The organism is Vibrio sp. 10N.222.52.C12 (assembly GCF_041474215.1).
Taxonomy (GTDB): Bacteria; Pseudomonadota; Gammaproteobacteria; order Enterobacterales; family Vibrionaceae; genus Vibrio; species Vibrio crassostreae_C.
Genome location: NZ_JBFRTR010000186.1, coordinates 1 through 294, shown reverse-complemented (window position 1 = coordinate 294; position 294 = coordinate 1). Strand labels below are relative to the sequence as shown.

Here is a 294-nt window from a genome sequence, read left to right as displayed (position 1 = left end):
ACATCGCCAGGCTTTAAATATCGTTACCTGTGTATACATGTAACAACATCTACAGTGTACTAATCTGTTGATGACAATTTTTTGGAGGGATGGCTGAGTGGTCGAAAGCACCGGTCTTGAAAACCGGCAACCGTTAATAGCGGTTCTAGGGTTCAAATCCCTATCCCTCCACCACCATTAGAAAGCCCGCTGAGAAATCAGCGGGCTTTTTTCTTATCTGCGATATACATAAATAAAAGGGGAAGGGCACTGACGTGCTCTTCCCTTTTTTGTATTTATACCAATCCGGAAAAT

General features: G+C 42.9%; 1 tRNA gene. It reads left to right on the top strand.

Annotated features, from left to right (window positions below):
• The first annotated feature begins 83 nt into the window (after window positions 1-83).
• Window positions 84-174: transfer RNA gene (locus AB4623_RS23385), tRNA-Ser, on the top strand.
• Window positions 175-294: the final 120 nt, after the last annotated feature.